Source organism: Stutzerimonas sp. C6.4V, from assembly GCF_058536345.1.
This window is the reverse complement of the sequence record NZ_JBZUBM010000001.1, coordinates 367501-386630: the sequence shown is the minus strand read 5'-3', so window position 1 is coordinate 386630 and position 19130 is coordinate 367501. Positions and strand designations below refer to the sequence as shown.

Here is a 19130-nt window from a genome sequence, read left to right as displayed (position 1 = left end):
TTTGAGCGTCTGACCGACTTAGCTTGTCGGCCAGGTCCGCCACAGGCTTAACAACTGAACGCCAGTCCCGTCACGCCGGTTCGCTGTAGCTCCTATCGGTCTTCACCACGACCCGGGGGCTTCGCCGTCTAGGCACGCAGGCGCAAATCTATTCGCCAGACGCCATTGACCTGCCCCTACATCACGCCCGGATCAGGCATCGGGTCCGGTGGCGCCGGTTCTTTTTCCAGCTGTTCAACCACCTCATCAGGCAGGGTGTCGCCATCGTCCAGCTCGGTATCACTCTCGGCATCGTCGAGATCGTTCAGGGGCGATTCGTCCGCAAGCCAGGGGTACCGGGGCGGATCGCTTGGGAAATCAGTACTCAGCATGTCATGTCCTCACTGATGGGCCTGCAGAGTTAGGCAGGGTCACGCAGGCATGGTTCGGCCCGGTCATCCCTGGCGCGTCCACTCTTGCTCTGCCAAGCACTCGCTCAGGTAATCGAGCAAGCAGGTGATCCGCGCCGCCAACGCCGTGTTGCGGTAGTACACCGCGTGGATCGGCTGCAGGACGAATGCGTTTGACTCGGCCAGCACCTCCACCAGAGCGCCCTCGGCACGATCTTGTGCGGTCATGAAATCCGATAGACAGGCGATGCCCTGACCTGCCAGCGCCAGGTGCCGTACCGTCTCGCCACTCGATGCCCACAGGCTGGGTGCGATGGGCCAGGTTTCGCCGAGCGGGTGGCGCAGCGGCCAGTGATTGAGACTGTCCGGCTGAGTAAATCCGATCAGGCTGTGCGTTGTCAGCGCCTCCACCTGCTGTGGCGCGCCACGTCGTGCCAGATAATCCGGGCTGGCCACAGCACGAATCCGGCTGCGGCCCAGCGGCCGGGCGTGCAGGGTGGAATCACGTAGCGGGCCATGGCGCAGCGCGAGATCGGTGCGATGTTCAAGCAGATCGATGATCTGGTCGCTGCTGTGCAGTTCCAGCTCGATATCCGGATAGCGCTCGCGAAAGCCTCCTACGAGCGGCACCAGCACGTGTAGCATGAACGGCGCAGAGGCATTGATTCGCAAGCGTCCTGCCGGATGCTGCAACCGTCGCGACATCTGCTCTTCAGCCTCTTCCACTGATTCGAGAATCCGCCTCGCCTGAACCAGAAAGGCGGCACCCTCCTCGGTCAGCTGCAAACGCCGCGTCGTCCTGCGCAGCAATGTGGTAGCAAGTTTGGATTCAAGCCGGCTGAGCGCGCGGCTGATCCCAGAGGCCGTCTGCCCTAGCTGCACCGCCGCGCTGGATATCGAGCCGGTATCGACGACCGCCGTGAAAGCCTGCAACTCGTCGAGCGTGGTTTTCATCTATTACTCACATCAATCATGTTTGACTTGGAGGCGGGCTTTGCATTGGAAGTCGGAGCAGGACATTGCACGCATGCATCCCACCGCTTTATAAGATGCGGGCCTACGGCATGTGAAGTACGGCTCCTCAAGCGCATCGGCACGCAACCCAGCCAGATCGCCCTCGCCTGGCCGCCCCAGCTTCGCGCCGGAAAGAGGACCGAGCCGCAACAAAGCAGACGCTCATCAGTGCGGCCTTTAAGGTACGACCGGTCGCGCTGCATAACCAGTTGATAGACGGACGAAAAATCGCGGAAGGAGGGTTGACAGCCACAGGCGTGACGCGAATAATGCGCGCCACTTGGCTACGTAGCTCAGTTGGTTAGAGCATAGCATTCATAATGCTGGGGTCCGGGGTTCAAGTCCCTGCGTAGCCACCAAATTCTAAAAAGGGTTCAGCGAAAGCTGAGCCCTTTTTTTTGTGCCCATCGTTTAGCCCGGCATCATCGAGAACGCACCATGACCGACCGCTTCGACAACATCCGCGCCGAGCGCGAAACGCCCTATCGCAGCGCCGTTACTTCATCCAGCAGGTACGCTGGGCTTTGGAAACAGGTTGCGATCGGCATTGTGGTTGGAAATCTGTCGTTGGGGTTGATCGGCGCTGTGGGATGGATGGCTGCGGATCAGTTGCTTATCGGTGGTCTGCAAATCGCCGCACCGTGGGCGGAACACAAGCGTTAAAGGTACGTAGCCACCCGCTACCTCTGCGGTGGCCCGCTTGATCAGCGTTCGCCAGCGCGTCATCTGACCACTGGTTAGAACATCGTCCATCCTCCTCTCTCAAAGTATGTGAGCCCTTCACAAACTGACGAGGTGCAGCATGGCGAATGACAGCAAGACGACACCGCACGAGAAGAGCGACCACGAGCTGGCGAACACCGCAGATGAAGTCGAGATCGGAACAACCGCTCATACGACGCGTACGCAGCCTGTCGGGCATAGCCAGGAGCCGACACATACGCGCATGAACGGCAATGACGCAGACGATCCGGACAATCACAAGCGCAAATGAGCGAATCCAGCCGACCAGGTCGTGTGAAAGCTTAGCGAGCGACGGTAAGGCAAGGAGTTGGGGTCCATAAGAACAGGCGAGGCGGCGGGCTGGGCTCATCCCAGTCTGCTGTTATCGCTGCATGACCGAGTAGCTCTACACCTCCTGCGATGCGGGACTTCTTTGAACAGACTTGCCATCAGCCGGCAGCACGGCGCGCAGTCGTTCGGGTCGCCAGCAACAGGCCTGCGAAAATCAGCCCGCCACCTATCCAGTGGAACAGTTGCAGCCCCTCCCCTAGCAGCAGCCAGCCGAGGATCGCGGTGAAGACAGGCATCATGTAGGTCGCCATGGACGCCTTTGCGGCGCCGACGGCCTTGACCCCATGATTCCAGGACAGATAAGCCACCAGCGAGGCGAAGACGGCGGTGTAGGCTATCACCGAGAGGTTGGCCGGACTGGGGGTGAAGCCACCGACCTGGCTGAGCTCAATAAGATAGAACGGCAATATCAGCGGCGTGCCGAGCGCCATCAGCACACCCAGCAGCGTCAATGGCGGCACCTGGAGGAACCCGGCCCAGCGCCGCAGCGACAGGGTGTAGAGTGCCCAAACGAGCACTGCCAACAGCATGATCAGATCGCCGGGTTTGAAGGCCAGGCCCGTAAAGGCCTCCCAGCTGCCACGGCTGATGAGGTAGACCAGCCCGCCCGCTGCGATTGCCATGCCGAACCAGGCGCGGCGCGGGGGCCATTCGCCTAACAGCAGCCCGCCGCCGATAAAGGTGAACAGGGGGAGACAGGTATTGACCAGGGTAAGGTTGATGGCCGGCGTGCTTTGAGCTGCGGAGTACAACAGCGAGTTGTAGCTGCTCACCCCCAACGCGGCGATGATCAGCAGGCGCCAGCCAGCGAGGCGCAAAGCAGCCCGATGCGCCCAGATGGAGTTCGCCACGAATGGCAGTAGCAGGCAAGTCGCCAATGCCCAACGCCAGAACGCCAGGCTCAGCGGCGGAATCGCCTCATGGAATGCACGTGCCACCAAGGCGTTTCCAGCCCAGCACAGTACCGCGAGCAGCAGGCCGGCGATGGCCCATCCCCTGTGCTGCATCATCAAACCGGCCGACGGGTTCGCAAGCGATACTGCCGTGGCAGCTGTTCAACGCTGCTGATGGTGACGTTGAGGTCCTTCCAGATGCCATCCTTGATGCCATAGATGCAGCCATGGACAGCCAGCGGCTGGCCGCGATGCCAGGCGTTCTGAACGATATTGGTGTGGCTGACGTTAGCCACCTGCTGGATGACGTTGAGTTCGCACAGCCGATCGACTTGCGCCTCCTCGGTGGGAAAGCTGGCGAGATGGTCGCGGTGTTCGTAATAGAGGTCGCGAATGGTGCGCAGCCAGCCATCGATCAGACCCAGCTGATCGTCGCGCATCGAGGCGCGAACGCCACCGCAACCATAGTGGCCGGTGACAAGGATGTGTTTGACCTTGAGCACGTCCACTGCGTACTGGATCACCGACAGGCAGTTGAGGTCGGTGTGTAGCACCACGTTGGCCACGTTGCGGTGGACAAACAGATCGCCAGGCAGCAGGCCGACGATTTCGTTGGCGGGAACCCGCGCGTCCGAGCAGCCGATCCAGAGATATTCCGGCACTTGCTGCTTGGCCAGCTTGGTGAAGAAGGTCGGATCTTCTTCGAGGATCGCCTCAGCCCAGCGTGCGTTGTTCTCGAATAGCTGTTGAAGTTCGTTGCTCATGGGCTGTCCCTTGGATTCCGACACGCACGTTACGAACCGGTCGGCGTTTTGACAAGCACGCAGACCGGTACGTCACAGCATCAGACGGTGAACAGCGGATTCGAGGGGACCTCGGCTCGTGGGCGAGACGAGAACGAACGCAGGTCACGCAGGAAATTGTCGCGCCAGGCGTCCAGGTCGGCCGCACGGATAGCCCGCATCATGTGCTCGTAGCGATCCTTGCGCTCGGTGAGCGACATGCGCATGGCACGGTCGAGCGCTTCGGCCATGCCGATGCAATCATAAGGGTTGATGATCAGCGCGGAGGTCAGCTCTCGTGCGGCACCGGCAAAGCGCGACAGCACCAGTACGCCAGGATCCTCCGGGTCTTGCGAGGCTACGTATTCCTTGGCCACCAGGTTCATGCCGTCGCGCAGCGGCGTGACGAAGCCGATATCGGCCTGACGGAACAGGCCCATCAGCACGCGACGATCATGGCTCTTGTTCAGGTAGTGCAACGGCGTCCAGTCCAGGTCCGACAACCAGCCGTTGATATGGCCAGCCTGGCTTTCCAGCTGCTGCCGTATGGCCTGGTAGGTTTTGACATCCGAGCGGGAGGTGGGCGCGATCTGGATGAACTCCACCGCGCGTCGGTGTTCCGGATAACGCTCCAGAAAGGCCTGGTAGGCCCCGAACCGCTCCACCAATCCTTTCGAATAATCCAGTCGATCAACGCTGATGATTTTCTTGCGGGCTACATCGGTCGTGCGCCGCATGGGCCGAGCCCGCCCCTTGTAGGATTCGGCCAGGCTCTGAATCTCATCGGGCACCACGCCAATCGGGTACACCCCGGCGCGGAAATTCTGCCCATAGGCGGTGAGGCTGCCATCGGACTCGAGAATGCCGCGGACTTCGCGGGTCATATAGTCCTGAAATGCAAGCCGGTCGGTCTCGGTCTGGAAGCCGATGAGGTCATAGAAGCACAGCGTTTTCAGCAATTCGTTGTGCGGCGGAATGACCGTGAGAATTTCCGGTGGCGGGAAAGGAATATGGAGAAAGAAGCCGATGCGGTTGCGGATGCCCAGCTGGCGACAGGCTTCGGCGAAGGGAATCAGGTGATAGTCGTGAATCCAGATGATGTCGTCAGGCTTGAGATGGGGCTTGAGCTTTTCCGCCAGCATGGCGTTGACCCGTCGATAACCCTCGTATTCCTGGCGGTTATAGCGGGCCAGGTCGATACGGTAATGGAAGATGGGCCAGAGCGTGGCGTTGGAAAACCCGCGGTAGTACTGATCGTAGTCCTGCTTGGTCAGTCCCATCGTGACGTAGGTGATATTGCCAACGGTTTCGGTGCTTGTCTGCGGGGTGCTGCTTACGTCGCCGCTCCAGCCAAACCAGATACCACCGGCCTGGCGCAACGCGTCGTGAACGCCAACTGCAAGCCCGCCAGCAGCGACCTTCCCCGCCTTGATCGGCGCTACGCGGTTGGAAACCACTACTAGTCGGCTCATGTAGTTCTCGCTTCAGTCTTGTTGTGTGGGATTTACCTGCGATGCTGGCAGCGTGCTTCGCACTTCTTCGAGCCAGGCGGCGACGGCTTCAACCGAATCCAGTCGCTGCTTGGCTTGCGTTGCACCGCTGCCCACCTTGATCGTGATGCCGCCCAGCTCGTTGACCACCTCGAAGCCGGCCTCGTCAGTCAGGTCATCTCCGATGAATACAGGGACGCGACCGGCAAACGGTGGCTCCTGCATGAAGGTCCGAATGACCTCTCCTTTGCTGGCGCCACGCGGCTTGAGTTCGAATACGCACTTGCCGGGCTGCAGCGCCAGGACCTCGCTGTATCGCGAAACGAAGTCTTCGGCCAGGGCGCGGGCTGTGTCTTCAAGCTCAGGGGCAAGGCGAAAATGCAGAGCGAAGGCTACGCCCTTGTTTTCAAGCGACAGCCCGGAATGTGCGGCGCACGCCTGCGCCAACTCGGCTTGAATGGCATCGAGCACTTCTTTATCGAGCACCAGATGCTGCAAATCCCCTGCAGCCGTACGGCGCTCGGCGCCGTGCACACCAGCCGCCGCCAGTTGCAGCGGCGATAAAAGAGCATCGAGTTGACTGATTGGCCGGCCAGACACCACCGCGACCGGAACGCCTTGGTCGTTCAGCTGCTCGAGTGCAGCCAGCGAACGGGGAGGAATGAAAACGAGCTCTGGACGCGGCTGGATCTCGGCGAGCGTGCCATCGACATCGAAGAAAAATGCGCAGCGCCTGGTCTCTAGGACGGGTCGATCATTTTGTTTGCTCATGTATCGTAAGACTCCGGATCAGCGCGGGTGGTTCGCCATTTTTTTGCCGCGCTCAGGCCTGCGCCATAGAAAGTACAGCCATTGCAGCTTGGTTCATAAAGACCGAACCGGCCAGCGATCAGCCTGAATCTTCGCATCGGCACCGGGTCACAACCTGCAAGACCCGAGTTCCAGCAGGAGGTTGTCATGAACGATTCCAAGCCTTACACCCCAACGGAAATTGACACTACAGAAGACCGCATGGGCTCCATCGAACAGCTCGATTTCGATCAGCATCGGGACGACCGCAAAGGTCGCATCGGTGATGAAGTGCCTGCTGAAGACGTGGAGGACGAATTCCCGCCGGAGCGGGTGGCCGAAGCCGGGATGACCACGGGTGAGGTGCCTGGCGGCCAGACGACGATGGACGACATGGCGCCGGAAACACTTATCCCTGACGATGGCTCTCGCTCGCCCCATGAGCGCGGTCATGGCGGACCAGCCGACCAGGATTTGAGTGAGGTTTCGGAGCACCGCATCGGCGCCGATGTGAACTTGGACGAGGCCGAAGAGGCGCGCTATGACCCATTGGACGGCAAGCCCTGGGACGGCCCGGCAGATGGCGATACCGATACCGGCCTCGGCGGCGGTGACGCTGTGCTACACGAAAATGACGATGTGATGGATGACAACGAACTGGGCGGCGACGCCCCATTGGATTCTGGCCGGGACAAGGCAACGGGGCAGTAGCGCCGTGTCAATCCGCTTCCCATAGGGCAATCGACACAAGACAAGGCCCGACTCATCCGAGTCGGGCCTTGTTTCGTCTAGCAGTTCGTTGATTAATCGATCAGCGTACAGGCCATCACCAGCGCATCTTCCCGCCCTTCGGCAGAGGGGTAGTAGCCACGGCGACGTCCGACTTCGTTGAAGCCGTAGCGCTCATAAAGCCGGTAAGCCGATGTATTGCTTGCGCGCACTTCGAGAAAGCACTCACGCCCGCCGCGCTCCTGCGCACGCTGCATCAGGTGTTCGAGCAGGCGCAAGCCAAGCCCACGGCCCTGACTCTGCGGCTTGACGGTGATGTTTAGCAGGTGCGCTTCGTCAAGAATGACATTGATCACGCCGTGACCGACCTGCTGCTCACCCTCGAACATCACCCAGCACTCATAAGCGGTGAGCGCGTCGGTAAAGATGCCGCGCGTCCAGGGATGACTGAAAGCGGCATATTCGATCTTCAAGACGGTTTCGATATCCGCCGCGGTCATCGGGCGAAAGCTCAGTGCATCACTCATCAACGCTACTCGTCGAGGCATTCAAACCAATCACCCAACGCGGCATGCTACGACGCATGGCCTGCCACAGTTGCGCCTTGCTGCCGGGTTGTTCCATCAGTTGCTCGAGCCCGGGCATCGCCAGTGCGACACCGAGGCCTTCGATGGTCAGCTCGCGGTAGAACGCATCGGCGCCCGCTTCGCCGGCAAACCGCAGCGCGGGCGAGCCAATCAGCCAGAGGCAGGCACAGCCCATCTGCTCCAGCTCGGCGGCAACGACACCTTGCACATAGTCGCGTGCGGCTTCGGCACCCTGTTCGAGGCTGCCACGATGAAGCAGAGGCCAACGAATCGGCTCGCCATCGCCCACCTGTTGCGGTTTGTCCGGCAGCCTTCCCGCGCGGAGCAGATCCTTGAGCAGGATGTACGCTGGGTCACGACTCTGGAACGACTCACCGGTCGGCAGCTCCACTACCAGCACTACATTACCCGCGCGCAACAGCTGCAAGGCAAATCGCGGTGGTGGCTCTGCAACCTTTTGCTCGACGTTGGCCGCTGGGGCCGCGCGGGTTTCTGCGACCGTTTTTTTCGGCTCAGGAATAACAACGCGCTGCATGGCGGCACGAGCCGCGTCCGCCGCAGGGCTGGCCGTCGAATTAGGTGCAGCGATCGCCGGATTGGGCTCCAAGGGCGTTCGCTGCGCGTCTGGCGACTCGAGTGCCATGGCCGGCACGGGATTTGGCTCCGGCTCGACAGGCTGCAACAGCTCCAGCCGTGAAGGCGCAGCGAAGGGCAGCTCGGCGCGCGGCAGCCAAGTGGTGATCTGCATGGCGTCGAGGTAGGCGCGACGCCGGACTTCGTTTATCAAACGCCTTCCACCTGTGGATGAGCCTTGGCGCCGACCTGCATCAGGTTCAGCGCGTTGAGATAAGCCTTGGCCGAGGCCACCACGATATCGGTGTCGGCACCGTTGCCGTTAACGATGCGCCCGCCCTTCTCCAACCGCACGGTCACCTCGCCCTGGGAATCGGTGCCCTGGGTGATGGCGTTGACCGAATAGAGCTGCAGGGTGGCACCCGACTGAGCGATCGCTTCGATAGCCTTGAAGGTGGCATCGACCGGGCCGGAGCCCTGAGCCTCGGCGCTGCGCTCGGCGCCGTCGACGCTGAGCACCAGCCTGGCTTCGGGGATCGTGCCGGTCTTGCTCGCGACTTCCAGGCTGGCCAGCTTGAAATGCTCGGGCGCTTCGTCGGCGAGGGTGTCGGAGACCAGCGCCTGCAGGTCCTCGTCGAAGATTTCGTGCTTCTTGTCCGCCAGTTCCTTAAAGCGGGCAAAGGCCGCGTTCAGCTCGTCGCCTTCCAGTGCGATGCCCAGCTCCTCCAGGCGCGAACGGAACGCGGCGCGCCCAGAGTGCTTGCCCATGACCATCTTGTTGGCGTTCCAGCCCACCGACTGGGCGGACATGATCTCGTAGGTCTCGCGGTGCTTGAGCACGCCGTCCTGGTGGATGCCCGACTCGTGGGCGAAGGCGTTGGCGCCGACGATGGCCTTGTTCGGCTGCACCGGAAAGCCGGTGATGCCCGACACCAGACGCGAGGCAGCGAGGATGTGCTCGGTCTCGATGCGGGTGTGTACGCCGAGCAGGTCCTGACGGGTCTTGATCGCCATAACGATCTCTTCCAGCGCGGCGTTGCCGGCACGCTCGCCGAGGCCGTTGATGGTGCATTCCACCTGGCGCGCACCGGCCACCACCGCGGCCAGCGAGTTGGCCACGGCCAGGCCGAGGTCGTTGTGGCAATGCACGGAGAACACCGCCTTGTCGGCATTGGGGATGCGCTCGAGCAGCTGGCGGATGGTGTCGGCGTACTGGTGCGGAATCGCATAGCCGACGGTGTCCGGAATGTTGATGGTGCGTGCGCCGGCGTCGATGGCAGCCTCGATGATGCGGCAGAGGAAGTCGATCTCCGAGCGCCCGGCATCCTCGCAGGAAAACTCCACGTCCGCGCACAGGCTGCGCGCCTTCTTCACCGCGCGCACCGCCTGCTCGACCACCTGGTCCGGCTGCATGCGCAGCTTGTACTGCATGTGAATCGGGCTGGTGGCGATAAAGGTGTGGATGCGCCCGGAGTTGGCGCCGGCCAGCGCTTCGGCGGCGCGTTCGATGTCGGCATCGACAGCACGCGCCAGGCTGCACACGGTGCTGTCCTTGATGTTGTCGGCGACCAGCTTCACCGCGGCGAAATCGCCGGGGCTGGCGATAGCGAAGCCTGCCTCGATCACGTCTACCTTCAGCCGCTCCAGCGCCCGGGCGATGCGCAGCTTTTCCTCACCGGTCATGGACGCGCCGGGGCTCTGCTCGCCGTCGCGCAGGGTGGTGTCGAAGATGATGACGCGATCGTTGCTGCTCATAGGACTGTCCTCACGGCTGCCGAGCGCCTCTGACAGGGCGCTGTAGTCCGCGGATTGTCGCGTGAAATGAACAAAGCGGGAAGGCGAAGCTGCGTTTGGCGTGGGTTGTTGCCGCGTAGGGTGGAACACGCCGAAGGCTTTTCCACCGCGGGGGAACGTTGGTGGAAAACGCTTCGCGGTTTTCCACCCTACGCCAGAAAACACAAAGCCCGCCTTTAGGCGGGCTTTGGGCTGATCGAGCGAGCTAGAGCCATGCAAGGCAAAAACAGGCGAGGAAGCGGAGTTTACTGCTGTAAATGAGCATTCCGAGCCTGTTTTTAACGCAGCAGGGCCGACGCGCAGCCGATCAAGCCTGATCCCAGGGACGATCGCCGCGCTCGTCCTTTATCCGCGTCGGCAGGCCCATCACATCGAGCAGCTTGAGGAACGGCTGGGCCGGCAGCTCTTCGACGTTGACCATGCGCTGCGCATCCCACTCGCCACGCGCCACCAGTAGCGCGGCGGCGACCGGCGGCACGCCGGCGGTGTAGGAGATGCCCTGGCTGTCGGTCTCGGCGTACGCCTCTTCATGGTCGGCCACGTTGTAGATGAACAGCTCGCGCGGCTGCCCGTCCTTCGTGCCCTTGACCAGATCGCCAATGCAGGTCTTGCCGGTATAGCCCGGCGCCAGCGAGGCGGGATCAGGCAGCACGGCCTTGACCACCTTGAGCGGAACGACTTCCAGGCCTTCGGCGGTGCGCACTGGCTGCTCGGAGAGCAGGCCAAGGCTGTTCAGCACGGTAAAGACGTTGATGTAATGCTCGCCGAAGCTCATCCAGAAGCGGACGTTCGGCACATCGAGGTGCTTGGAGAGCGAATGCACCTCGTCATGGCCGGTCAGGTAGAGGCTCTGTTCGCCCACGACCGGCAGGTCGTCGGTGCGCTTGACTTCGAACATGCGGTTGGTCGTCCACTGGCTGTTCTGCCAGCTGTAAACCTGCCCGGTGAATTCGCGGAAATTGATTTCCGGGTCGAAATTGGTGGCGAAATACTTGCCGTGGGAACCGGCGTTGACATCGAGGATGTCGATCGACTCGATCTTGTCGAAGTACTGTTGTTGCGCCAGAGCGGCGTAAGCGTTGACCACGCCCGGGTCGAAACCGACGCCCAGGATGGCGGTGACGCCCTTTTCCTGGCATTCGGCCAGGTGCTTCCACTCGTAGTTGCCATACCACGGCGGCGTTTCGCAGATCTTGCCCGGCTCTTCGTGGATCGCGGTATCGAGATACGCGGCACCGGTGTCGATGCAGGCGCGCAGCACGGACATGTTGAGAAAGGCAGAACCGACGTTGATGACGATCTGCGATTCGGTTTCACGAATCAGTGCCTTGGTCGCTTCCACGTCCATGGCGTCCAGCGCATAGGCCTTGATCTCGCCGGGCTGCTTGAGCCCGCCCTTGGCTTGCACGCTGTCGATGATGGCCTGGCATTTGGAGATGCTGCGCGACGCGATAGCAAGACGACCTAGTTCGTCGTTGTGCTGCGCGCACTTATGGGCCACCACCTTGGCGACACCTCCTGCACCAATGATAAGAACGTTTTTCTTCAATTGTTTCACCCCCTTGTACTGCGGCCTCAGGAAAGGCTGGACAGGTAATCGTTAAAGTCGAACTCACGAACCACCTCGACGCTGCCGTCGAGCTGCTTTACCACGATGGACGGCATTTTCAGGCCGTTGAACCAGTTTTTCTTGACCATGGTGTAGCCTGCCGCGTCGATGAACGACAGCCGATCGCCGATGGCCAGCGGACGATCGAATTGGTACTCACCGAAGATATCGCCGGCCAGACAGCTCTTTCCGCACACCATGTAGCTGTGCTCGCCGTCGTTGGGCGCCATCTTGGCGTTGAGGCGGTAGATCAGCAGGTCGAGCATGTGCGCTTCGATGGAGCTGTCGACCACCGCGAGGTTCTTGCCGTTGTACAGGGTGTCGAGCACCGTGACTTCCAGCGAGGCGCTCATGGTGATCGCCGCCTCGCCGGGCTCCAGGTAGACCTGCACGCCGAATTTTTCCGAGAAGGCCTTCAGCCGCGCGCAGAAGGCATCGAGCGGATAGCCTTCCCCGGTGAAGTGGATACCGCCGCCGAGGCTGACCCACTCGACCTTTTCCAGCAGGTGGCCGAAGCGATCCTCGATGGCGGTCAGCATCTTGTCGAACAGCTCGAAGCTGGAATTCTCGCAGTTGTTGTGGAACATGAAGCCGCTGATCTTGCCGATGATCGCCTCGATCTTCGCCGGGTCCCATTCACCCAGACGGCTGAACGGCCGTGCCGGGTCGGCGAGCAGATAGTCCGAGCTGCTCACTTGCGGGTTGACGCGCAGGCCGCGGATGGTGCCCTCGGTGCGTTCAGCGAAGCGCTCAAGCTGGCCGATGGAATTGAAGATGATCTTGTCGCAGTTGGCGACCATCTCTTCGATTTCGTCGTCGGCCCAGGCCACGCTGTAGGCGTGAGTCTCGCCGGCGAACTTCTGCCGGCCGAGCTTGAGCTCGTACAGCGAGGACGAAGTGGTGCCGTCCATGTACTGCTGCATGAGGTCGAACACCGACCAGGTGGCGAAGCACTTGAGGGCCAGCAGCGCCTTGGCGCCGGACTGCTCACGCACATAGGCGATCTTTTCCAGGTTGCCCAGAAGCTTCTGCTTGTCGATGAGGTAATACGGCGTCTTGATCATGTCTAGGTGCCCCCAGGTAGTTCGCCCGGCGGGAGCCGGCTGCTCCCCGTTTGCAAAAGCCGCGAATTGTGCCGATTACCGACGCAGATCGAAATAGATTTTCAACACTTCGTCACTATTTAAGGGCATCCGGCAGCACCGATGTGGCTGCAAGCGCCGATGCTAGACAGGCTAACCCGCGTGCAATGACGTTCAAGTGAACCGCTTGGTTAATTGCAGAGAGCCGTGTTCGGAGCGCGTCCGATTGCCGGCGCGCCTTCAGCTGGCCGTCAATGCAGTACAATTCGCGCTTTTTTCACTGGCTGGACTGGCGCCGCGATGATCGAACCCAAACGCGTACTGCGTGCCCTCGCCGAACACTGGACGTTGCTCGAGCCGCTGTGCGAGCGTTTCGACGCCGGCACCCTGAGCCTGGTCGAGCTGCGCCATCAGCTCGCTGCGCAACTGCCCGAAGGCACGCCCACCGATATCATTGCCCTGCTCGACCAGTGGATTCGCCTGGACATCCTGGTGCCAGTGGCCAAGAGCCCCAACCGCTTCGAGCTGAACGCGCAGATCCACGACTTCCTCGCTTACCTGCGCCGCGAGCACCGCCTCGGCCTGTGCCTGGAGATCGAAGCCTACCTGCGCCACCTGGAGCGTCTGGCCGGGCATATCCTCGATGCCTTCGAGATTCGCGACGGCAACGACCTGGCCCGCCAGCTGCGCCTGCTCGACATGCGCGTACGCGACGTGCTGAAGAAGCTCGACAATGACGAGCAGGCGCTGGTTGCGGTAGCCGACCGGGCCAAGACCAGCGACCGCCAGATCCCGCTGCGCCAGCGCTATGCCGAGGTGCTGGCGACCTGGGACGAGTACGTCGAGCCGATGATCCAGCTGGTGTCCGCCGACGGCGCCTTCGAGCAGGGCGTGCACCGCGTCGAACAGGTGCTGATGAAACTGCTCGGCGAGCAGCAGCGCCTCGGCCAGCTGGTGGACGACGATCTCCTGCTGCGCACCCATGCGCGCATCCTGGAAATGCAGACCACCGCCCAGCTGACGCTGCGCAAGGCCCGCGAGCGGCTGCTGCCGCTGCGCGAGGAAGCGCGTCGGCACAACGCCGTGACCCGCGGCGCGGCGCTGGCGCTGTCGGCGATCCGCAAGAAGGGCCTGGACGCCGTACCGCAGGCCTCGCTGCCGCTGTTCACCCGTCCACAGAGCACCTTTCTCGGCACCGCCAGCCAGGTCGAAGCCTATGTCTATGCCCTGGCCCGCTTCGAGCCGAAGCCGGCGCAGTTCCCGCGGGCCAGCGGCAAGCGCAAGGGCGAACAACCACGCGCACCGCGCACCGCACGGGAGATGATCGAGCGCTGCCAGCAGGCACTGCCGCTGCCGGACCTGATGGCCTGGCTGCTGGAACAGGAACCCGAGGGCGCCACCGACGAGCTGCTCTACTGGTTCTCGCGCCTGTCCCGCGACAGCCGCTTCCAGCGCGATCGCCTGGAGCGCCGCGAGTACCTGACCCGCGAACACCGCGTCAGCCTCAGCTCCTTTGCGCTGGTGGCCAATGCCAATGATTGAGCTATTCGAGCGGCCGGAGGGATCGTCCGGTGGAAAAGGCTTCGCCGTTTTCCACCCTACCGCTAGCCCCACCTTCGCGACCAAACCTGACGTAGGGTGGACAACGCGAAGCTTGTCCACCTTTGCCAACGCCAAACTTACCAGTGGAAAAGGCTTCGCCGTTTTCCACGCTACGACAGAGCCACATCTATGAACATCGACCTCAAGGAAATGACCCAGCTGGCGCCGATCTTCCGCGAGCTGTTCAAGGGCTATCACCTGTCGCGCAGCGAGCCGGAGCCCTACGCGCAGCTGTCGAACATGCAGGACCAGTACCGCGCACTGTTCAAGGCGCTCGGCTTCGAGCTGGTCTGCGATCCGCGCGGCTTCTACTACTTCGTCCCGGAGCAGATGGGCGCGCAGGTGAACAAGACCGCCCAGCGCCTCGCGCTGTTCACCTTCATCCTCGTCGAGCACCTGGCCGACCAGGGCCGCGACCCGCTGGCGGTGCTCGACGGTGGCAGCCTCGGTCGCGATGAACTGCCGGCGTTGCTGGACAAGTACCGCGACCTGTTCCTGCAGGCCGAAGTCACCACCCAGGAAGAACTGGAAGAGAAAGTCATCCGCCGCCTGACGCAGCTGGGCTTCGCCGAGGACAGCAACGGCGTCTACCGCTTCCTGCCGCCGATGCACCGTTTCCTCGACGTCTGCCTGTCGGTGCAGCAGGACCGCGACCTGGCCGCCAGCCTGCACAGCAGCGACCTGCCGCTGCCCGCCCCGGAGCTGATCGCCGAGGACGAGGGCGAGGACGACATCATCCTCATCGAGGAAGCGGCCGAAGAGTCGGAAGAAGACGCCTTGGCCCGTGCCATCGCCGAAGAAAAGGAGCTTGAAGCATGAGCCAGGAACGCTACGGCATCCGCCGCTTCGCCCTGCTGAACACCGCCGGCTATAGCCTCGGCATCTTTCCGCTGGAAAACCCGCTGTCGGTCTACGGCGCTAACAACCTCGGCAAGTCCGCGTCGATCAACGCGCTGCAGTTCCCGATCCTGGCGCGCATGTCGGACATGAGCTTCGGCAAGTACAGCCTCGAGCAGTCGCGCAAGTTCTACTTCGCCTCGGACACCAGCTACATCCTCGTCGAAGTCATGCTGCCCCACGGCCCGCATGTGATCGGCGTGGCCGGCCGCGGGCCGGGCGGCGGCTTCGGTCATCAGTTCTTCGTCTACCAGGGCTCGCTGGACCTCGACCATTACCAGCAGAACGGCACCTGCCTACGCCAGCGCGAGCTGTTCGCCAACCTCGAACGCGCCGGCATCAAGGCCTACGAGGCCAAGCCGGACGAGCTGCGCCGGCTGCTGGTCGGCGGGCATACCTCGATCCCGCTGGACATGACGCTGATCCCGCTGCGCTCAACCAGCGAGCAGAGCCTGAAGACCTTCCGCGCACTGTTCATCAACCTGCTGCATATGCGCGAGATCACCGCAGCGAAACTCAAGCAGCTGTTCCTCGATGCCTTCGAGCACAGCCTGCGCTCGGGCAGCGTCGACTATATCGCCGCCACCGAAGAAGCCTTCCGCGACGTGCGCCGCATGGAGCAGGACTACCAGGCACTGGTCGCCGCCGGCCCGCTGGTCGAGGCGCTGGCGGCCGGCGTAGCCCAGCGTGAGCTGCTGCGCGGCAAGCTGCATCGCCTGTCGCCGCTACTCGACAACCTGCTCGGCACCTGGCACGACTACGCCGATGCGCGCAAGGAAGAGCTGGTGATCCAGGCCGAGCATTATCGCCGCGAGCAGGACGGCCTGCAGAACGAACAGCGCGGTTCGACTGGCGAACTGATGCGCCTGGAACGCGAGATCAGCGAAATCCAGCGCTGGCTGGGCGAGCTGGCGGTGCTGAAGAACCGCTTTGCCCTGGTCGAGGACTCCCATGTGCTGGAGCAGCAGCTGCTCGCCGCCAAGGACGCCCACGACGAGCTGGCCGGTGCGCTGGCGCAGTCCCGCCAGTTCTCCAGCGAGGACCTGGACGAGCGCCTGCGTGATCTGGAAAAGCGCCTGAAGTCGGTCCGGCAGCAGCTCGACCATGCCGACAACAACAGCTACTCGCGTTTGCGCGAGGAGTTCTCCCAGGCCGATGTGGATCGCCTGATGCGTCTGTTCAATGGCCAACTGTTCAGCCTGCCGCTGGGTGAAAAAGGCATCAGCGCCGAGGGCGACGACTGGGTCAAGGCCGTGGAAGCGGTGCTGGATCGTTTCAAGGGCGACACCTTCTCGGTGCCGGGCCTGTCCATCGACCTCTCGCATATCGAGCCACCGGCGCTGCAGGCCCTGGCCGACCGTGCCGCCCTGCGCGACCAGAAGGATCGCCTGGAGCGCGAACTCAAGCAGCTCAAGACCCAGCATGCGGTGGCCGTCGACCGCGCGGCGAGCAAGGCCCAGGCCGAGGCGCTGTATCAGGCCGTGCTGGATGCGCAGAAAGCACTGGAAGACTTCCGCCGCAGCCAGACCCTGGCCGCCGAGGAACCGGCGAAGCTGGAACAGCTGGCCCAGGCCGAGGCCGCCCAGGAAGAACTCAAGCGCACCAGCGACGCCTTCGCCGAGCGCGTGCAGCACCTGTCCGCCAAGCTGCAGCTGGTCGGCCGTCAGCTGGCCGATCTTGAAGCCAAGGAGCGCACCCTGGAAGACGCCCTGCGACGTCGCCAGCTGCTACCGGCAGATCTGCCGTTTGGTACGCCTTACATGGATCCGGTGGACGACTCGCTGGACAACCTGCTGCCGCTGCTCAACGACTACCAGGACAGCTGGCAGGCGCTGCAGCGCGTCGACGGTCAGATCGAGGCGCTGTATGCCCAGGTGCGCCTGAAGGGCGTGGCCAAGTTCGACAGCGAGGAAGATCCCGAGCGTCGCCTGCAGCTGCTGGTCAACGCCTACGCCCACCGTCAGGACGAGGCGCTGACCCTGGCCAAGGCCCGCCGTGCCGCGGTCACCGACATCGCCCGGACGCTGCGCAACATCCGCAGCGACTACGAGAGCCTGGAACACCAGCTCGCGCTGTTCAACCGCGAGATCAACAAGCGCCAGGTTTCCAACCTGGCGAGCTTCCGCATCGTGCTGGCGCCGAACAAGGATGCGCTCAAGCACATCGACCAGATCATCCACAGCGCCGGGCAGTACGAGGAAGGCGAGACGCTGTCGGTGTTCGACCTTTCCCAGTCCGCCGAGCAGGACGCGAAGAACGAGGAAGCCAAGGAATACCTGGCGCGGCTGGTGGCGGCGAACAACAACCAACTGGGCCTGAAGGACCTGTTCGAGCTGGCATTCGAGATCACCAAGGTCGGCGGCCAGCCAGTGATTCATACCGACATCGACGGTGCGGCGTCCAACGGCACCACCATGACCATCAAGGCGCTGACCAACATGTACCTGTTGCTGCACCTCATGGACCGCGAGCAGGCCGGGCGCATCCGCCTGCCCTACTACCTCGACGAGGCGGCAGACATCGACGAGCGCAACCAGCAGGCGCTGATCGAAACCAGCCTGCAGCTGGGCTTCGTGCCGATCCTCGCATCGGTGAAGCCTCAGGTCTCGGCGCACGTCGCCATCGACTTGGAAGGCGGCAGCGGGCCGGCCGGCATCTACATCGACGAGGCGGACTGGAAGTTCATCAAGCGTCGTGAGCAGTCTGAAGCATTTAGCGTCGCATTTGCGCAAAGGCCTGCTAAAGACGTCGAGCCAGTCAGCTGAGCACAAGATCGCGAACTAACCAGCTTGCCAATGGCGCGGGCTGTTAGTTCGGCTTCTAATTCCTCCGCTGTACCGACTTTAATGCGAGGCGGCTCTAAGGATCATGCGGATTAAGCGGTAGCGGGGGTTGAATCGCCCCGGGTTTTGTGGAGGCTCAACTCTCGAAATGGGCAGGTGGGGTTTATGGAGCGCTTACAATCCGCATGGTTGGATTCGTCGCCACCAGACTCATGCCGGCCAACGTGGCGATTCAGGTTCAGTGTGGTTTTTCCTGGCCCAAAGACAAACCCCCGACCGTCTTACGACGATCGGGGGTTTGGTGTATAAGCTTGACGATGACCTACTCTCACATGGGGAAGCCCCACACTACCATCGGCGATGCGTCGTTTCACTTCTGAGTTCGGGATGGGATCAGGTGGTTCCAACGCTCTATGGTCGTCAAGCAATTCGGTTGGGGAGTCGGTGTTGAGTCGCTTCCCCTAATTGGGTATGTGATGGTGTTTCGGTGTTGCTTTCGCTTTGCGAGCGATGCGTCTTTTCGGTTTGTTTGTCGACTTCAACCGTCTGACACGCAAACATCAAATTGTTTGGGTGTTATATGGTCAAGCCTCACGGGCAATTAGTATTGGTTAGCTCAACGCCTCACAGCGCTTACACACCCAACCTATCAACGTCGTAGTCTTCGACGGCCCTTCAGGGAGCTCAAGGCTCCAGTGAGATCTCATCTTGAGGCAAGTTTCCCGCTTAGATGCTTTCAGCGGTTATCTCTTCCGAACATAGCTACCCGGCAATGCCACTGGCGTGACAACCGGAACACCAGAGGTTCGTCCACTCCGGTCCTCTCGTACTAGGAGCAGCCCCTCTCAAATCTCAAACGTCCACGGCAGATAGGGACCGAACTGTCTCACGACGTTCTAAACCCAGCTCGCGTACCACTTTAAATGGCGAACAGCCATACCCTTGGGACCGGCTTCAGCCCCAGGATGTGATGAGCCGACATCGAGGTGCCAAACACCGCCGTCGATATGAACTCTTGGGCGGTATCAGCCTGTTATCCCCGG

17 protein-coding genes, 1 tRNA gene and 2 rRNA genes (1 of these 20 running past the window's edge) are annotated in these 19130 nt (G+C 62.1%); 7 read left to right on the top strand and 13 right to left on the bottom strand.

Going from position 1 to position 19130, the window contains the following annotated elements; genetic code table 11:
* Positions 1–176: 176 nt before the first annotated feature.
* Both AC4LFW_RS01800 and AC4LFW_RS01795 read right to left on the bottom strand, forming a co-directional pair.
* Positions 177–371, bottom strand: coding sequence for a hypothetical protein (locus AC4LFW_RS01800; protein WP_491817274.1), 195 nt, complete (start codon positions 369–371; stop codon positions 177–179).
* A gap of 63 nt (positions 372–434) precedes the next feature.
* Positions 435–1343 carry a LysR substrate-binding domain-containing protein gene (locus AC4LFW_RS01795; RefSeq protein WP_491817272.1) on the bottom strand — a complete coding sequence of 303 codons (909 nt, stop codon included), beginning with the start codon at positions 1341–1343 and terminating at the stop codon, positions 435–437.
* A 342-nt stretch (positions 1344–1685) separates the two neighbouring features.
* On the opposite strand from AC4LFW_RS01795, the gene AC4LFW_RS01790 reads away from it, so the two are divergent.
* The 3 genes from AC4LFW_RS01790 (at position 1686) to AC4LFW_RS01780 (ending at position 2397) form a co-directional block, all read left to right on the top strand.
* Positions 1686–1762: transfer RNA gene (locus AC4LFW_RS01790), tRNA-Met, on the top strand.
* A gap of 79 nt (positions 1763–1841) precedes the next feature.
* Positions 1842–2066 (top strand): hypothetical protein, encoded by a 225-nt coding sequence (locus AC4LFW_RS01785; protein ID WP_491817271.1) that lies wholly within the window; start codon positions 1842–1844, stop codon positions 2064–2066.
* Positions 2067–2205: 139 nt separating this feature from the next.
* Positions 2206–2397 carry a hypothetical protein gene (locus AC4LFW_RS01780; protein ID WP_491817270.1) on the top strand — a complete coding sequence of 64 codons (192 nt, stop codon included), beginning with the start codon at positions 2206–2208 and terminating at the stop codon, positions 2395–2397.
* Positions 2398–2575: 178 nt separating this feature from the next.
* Here the strand turns inward: AC4LFW_RS01780 and AC4LFW_RS01775 are convergent, their stop codons facing one another.
* The 4 genes from AC4LFW_RS01775 to otsB form a co-directional block, all read right to left on the bottom strand.
* Positions 2576–3487 (bottom strand): DMT family transporter, encoded by a 912-nt coding sequence (locus AC4LFW_RS01775; protein WP_491817268.1) that lies wholly within the window; start codon positions 3485–3487, stop codon positions 2576–2578.
* Positions 3487–4134 carry a carbonate dehydratase gene (gene can, locus AC4LFW_RS01770; RefSeq protein WP_491817266.1) on the bottom strand — a complete coding sequence of 216 codons (648 nt, stop codon included), beginning with the start codon at positions 4132–4134 and terminating at the stop codon, positions 3487–3489. Before can ends, AC4LFW_RS01775 begins: the two co-directional genes overlap by 1 nt.
* Positions 4135–4214: 80 nt before the next feature.
* Positions 4215–5624: an alpha,alpha-trehalose-phosphate synthase (UDP-forming) gene (otsA, locus tag AC4LFW_RS01765; protein WP_491817264.1), complete on the bottom strand. Its 1410-nt coding sequence runs from the start codon at positions 5622–5624 to the stop codon at positions 4215–4217.
* Positions 5625–5636: 12 nt separating this feature from the next.
* Entirely contained in the window at positions 5637–6413 is a 777-nt protein-coding gene (gene otsB / locus AC4LFW_RS01760; protein WP_491817262.1) for a trehalose-phosphatase, read from the bottom strand.
* Between the two features lie 186 nt (positions 6414–6599).
* On the opposite strand from otsB, the gene AC4LFW_RS01755 reads away from it, so the two are divergent.
* Positions 6600–7142 carry a hypothetical protein gene (locus AC4LFW_RS01755; RefSeq protein ID WP_491817260.1) on the top strand — a complete coding sequence of 181 codons (543 nt, stop codon included), beginning with the start codon at positions 6600–6602 and terminating at the stop codon, positions 7140–7142.
* Between the two features lie 92 nt (positions 7143–7234).
* On the opposite strand, the gene rimI is transcribed toward AC4LFW_RS01755, so the two are convergent.
* The 5 genes from rimI to AC4LFW_RS01730 form a co-directional block, all read right to left on the bottom strand.
* The gene (gene rimI, locus AC4LFW_RS01750) at positions 7235–7687 is read right to left on the bottom strand and encodes a ribosomal protein S18-alanine N-acetyltransferase (RefSeq protein WP_491817258.1); all 453 of its coding nucleotides are present in this window, start codon (positions 7685–7687) and stop codon (positions 7235–7237) included.
* Entirely contained in the window at positions 7680–8534 is an 855-nt protein-coding gene (locus AC4LFW_RS01745; RefSeq protein ID WP_491817256.1) for an energy transducer TonB, read from the bottom strand. The genes rimI and AC4LFW_RS01745 overlap by 8 nt, the downstream gene beginning before the upstream one ends.
* Positions 8531–10075: a 2-isopropylmalate synthase gene (locus AC4LFW_RS01740; protein WP_491817254.1), complete on the bottom strand. Its 1545-nt coding sequence runs from the start codon at positions 10073–10075 to the stop codon at positions 8531–8533. Before AC4LFW_RS01740 ends, AC4LFW_RS01745 begins: the two co-directional genes overlap by 4 nt.
* Before the next feature lie 346 nt (positions 10076–10421).
* Complete coding sequence (locus AC4LFW_RS01735; protein ID WP_491817252.1) at positions 10422–11663, bottom strand: saccharopine dehydrogenase family protein; 1242 nt, start codon at positions 11661–11663, stop codon at positions 10422–10424.
* A 26-nt stretch (positions 11664–11689) separates the two neighbouring features.
* Complete coding sequence (locus tag AC4LFW_RS01730) at positions 11690–12787, bottom strand: carboxynorspermidine decarboxylase (protein WP_491817250.1); 1098 nt, start codon at positions 12785–12787, stop codon at positions 11690–11692.
* 318 nt (positions 12788–13105) lie between these two features.
* Here AC4LFW_RS01730 and mksB point away from each other — a divergent pair, with 318 nt between their 5' ends.
* The 3 genes from mksB (at position 13106) to mksF (ending at position 18069) form a co-directional block, all read left to right on the top strand.
* The gene (mksB, locus tag AC4LFW_RS01725) at positions 13106–14347 is read left to right on the top strand and encodes an Mks condensin complex protein MksB (RefSeq protein WP_491817248.1); all 1242 of its coding nucleotides are present in this window, start codon (positions 13106–13108) and stop codon (positions 14345–14347) included.
* 189 nt (positions 14348–14536) lie between these two features.
* A complete protein-coding gene (gene mksE / locus AC4LFW_RS01720; RefSeq protein ID WP_013983820.1) occupies positions 14537–15226 on the top strand; it encodes an Mks condensin complex protein MksE in 690 nt (229 codons plus the stop codon).
* A complete protein-coding gene (gene mksF, locus AC4LFW_RS01715) occupies positions 15223–18069 on the top strand; it encodes an Mks condensin complex protein MksF (protein ID WP_491817245.1) in 2847 nt (948 codons plus the stop codon). Before mksE ends, mksF begins: the two co-directional genes overlap by 4 nt.
* Positions 18070–18396: 327 nt before the next feature.
* Here mksF and rrf read toward each other — a convergent pair.
* Both rrf and AC4LFW_RS01705 read right to left on the bottom strand, forming a co-directional pair.
* Positions 18397–18512 (bottom strand): 5S ribosomal RNA (gene rrf / locus AC4LFW_RS01710).
* A 155-nt stretch (positions 18513–18667) separates the two neighbouring features.
* Positions 18668–19130: ribosomal RNA gene (locus AC4LFW_RS01705) — 23S ribosomal RNA — on the bottom strand (it continues 2428 nt past the right edge of the window).

Bases quoted from the DNA above. Each gene is read 5' to 3' on its own strand.
- AC4LFW_RS01800 (WP_491817274.1), bottom strand. From the start codon at position 371: ATGCTGAGTACTGATTTCCCAAGCGATCCGCCCCGGTACCCCTGGCTT.
- AC4LFW_RS01795 (WP_491817272.1), bottom strand. From the start codon at position 1,343: ATGAAAACCACGCTCGACGAGTTGCAGGCTTTCACGGCGGTCGTCGAT.
- AC4LFW_RS01785 (WP_491817271.1), top strand. From the start codon at position 1,842: ATGACCGACCGCTTCGACAACATCCGCGCCGAGCGCGAAACGCCCTAT.
- AC4LFW_RS01780 (WP_491817270.1), top strand. From the start codon at position 2,206: ATGGCGAATGACAGCAAGACGACACCGCACGAGAAGAGCGACCACGAG.
- AC4LFW_RS01775 (WP_491817268.1), bottom strand. From the start codon at position 3,487: ATGATGCAGCACAGGGGATGGGCCATCGCCGGCCTGCTGCTCGCGGTA.
- can (WP_491817266.1), bottom strand. From the start codon at position 4,134: ATGAGCAACGAACTTCAACAGCTATTCGAGAACAACGCACGCTGGGCT.
- otsA (WP_491817264.1), bottom strand. From the start codon at position 5,624: ATGAGCCGACTAGTAGTGGTTTCCAACCGCGTAGCGCCGATCAAGGCG.
- otsB (WP_491817262.1), bottom strand. From the start codon at position 6,413: ATGAGCAAACAAAATGATCGACCCGTCCTAGAGACCAGGCGCTGCGCA.
- AC4LFW_RS01755 (WP_491817260.1), top strand. From the start codon at position 6,600: ATGAACGATTCCAAGCCTTACACCCCAACGGAAATTGACACTACAGAA.
- rimI (WP_491817258.1), bottom strand. From the start codon at position 7,687: ATGAGTGATGCACTGAGCTTTCGCCCGATGACCGCGGCGGATATCGAA.
- AC4LFW_RS01740 (WP_491817254.1), bottom strand. From the start codon at position 10,075: ATGAGCAGCAACGATCGCGTCATCATCTTCGACACCACCCTGCGCGAC.
- AC4LFW_RS01730 (WP_491817250.1), bottom strand. From the start codon at position 12,787: ATGATCAAGACGCCGTATTACCTCATCGACAAGCAGAAGCTTCTGGGC.
- mksB (WP_491817248.1), top strand. From the start codon at position 13,106: ATGATCGAACCCAAACGCGTACTGCGTGCCCTCGCCGAACACTGGACG.
- mksE (WP_013983820.1), top strand. From the start codon at position 14,537: ATGAACATCGACCTCAAGGAAATGACCCAGCTGGCGCCGATCTTCCGC.
- mksF (WP_491817245.1), top strand. From the start codon at position 15,223: ATGAGCCAGGAACGCTACGGCATCCGCCGCTTCGCCCTGCTGAACACC.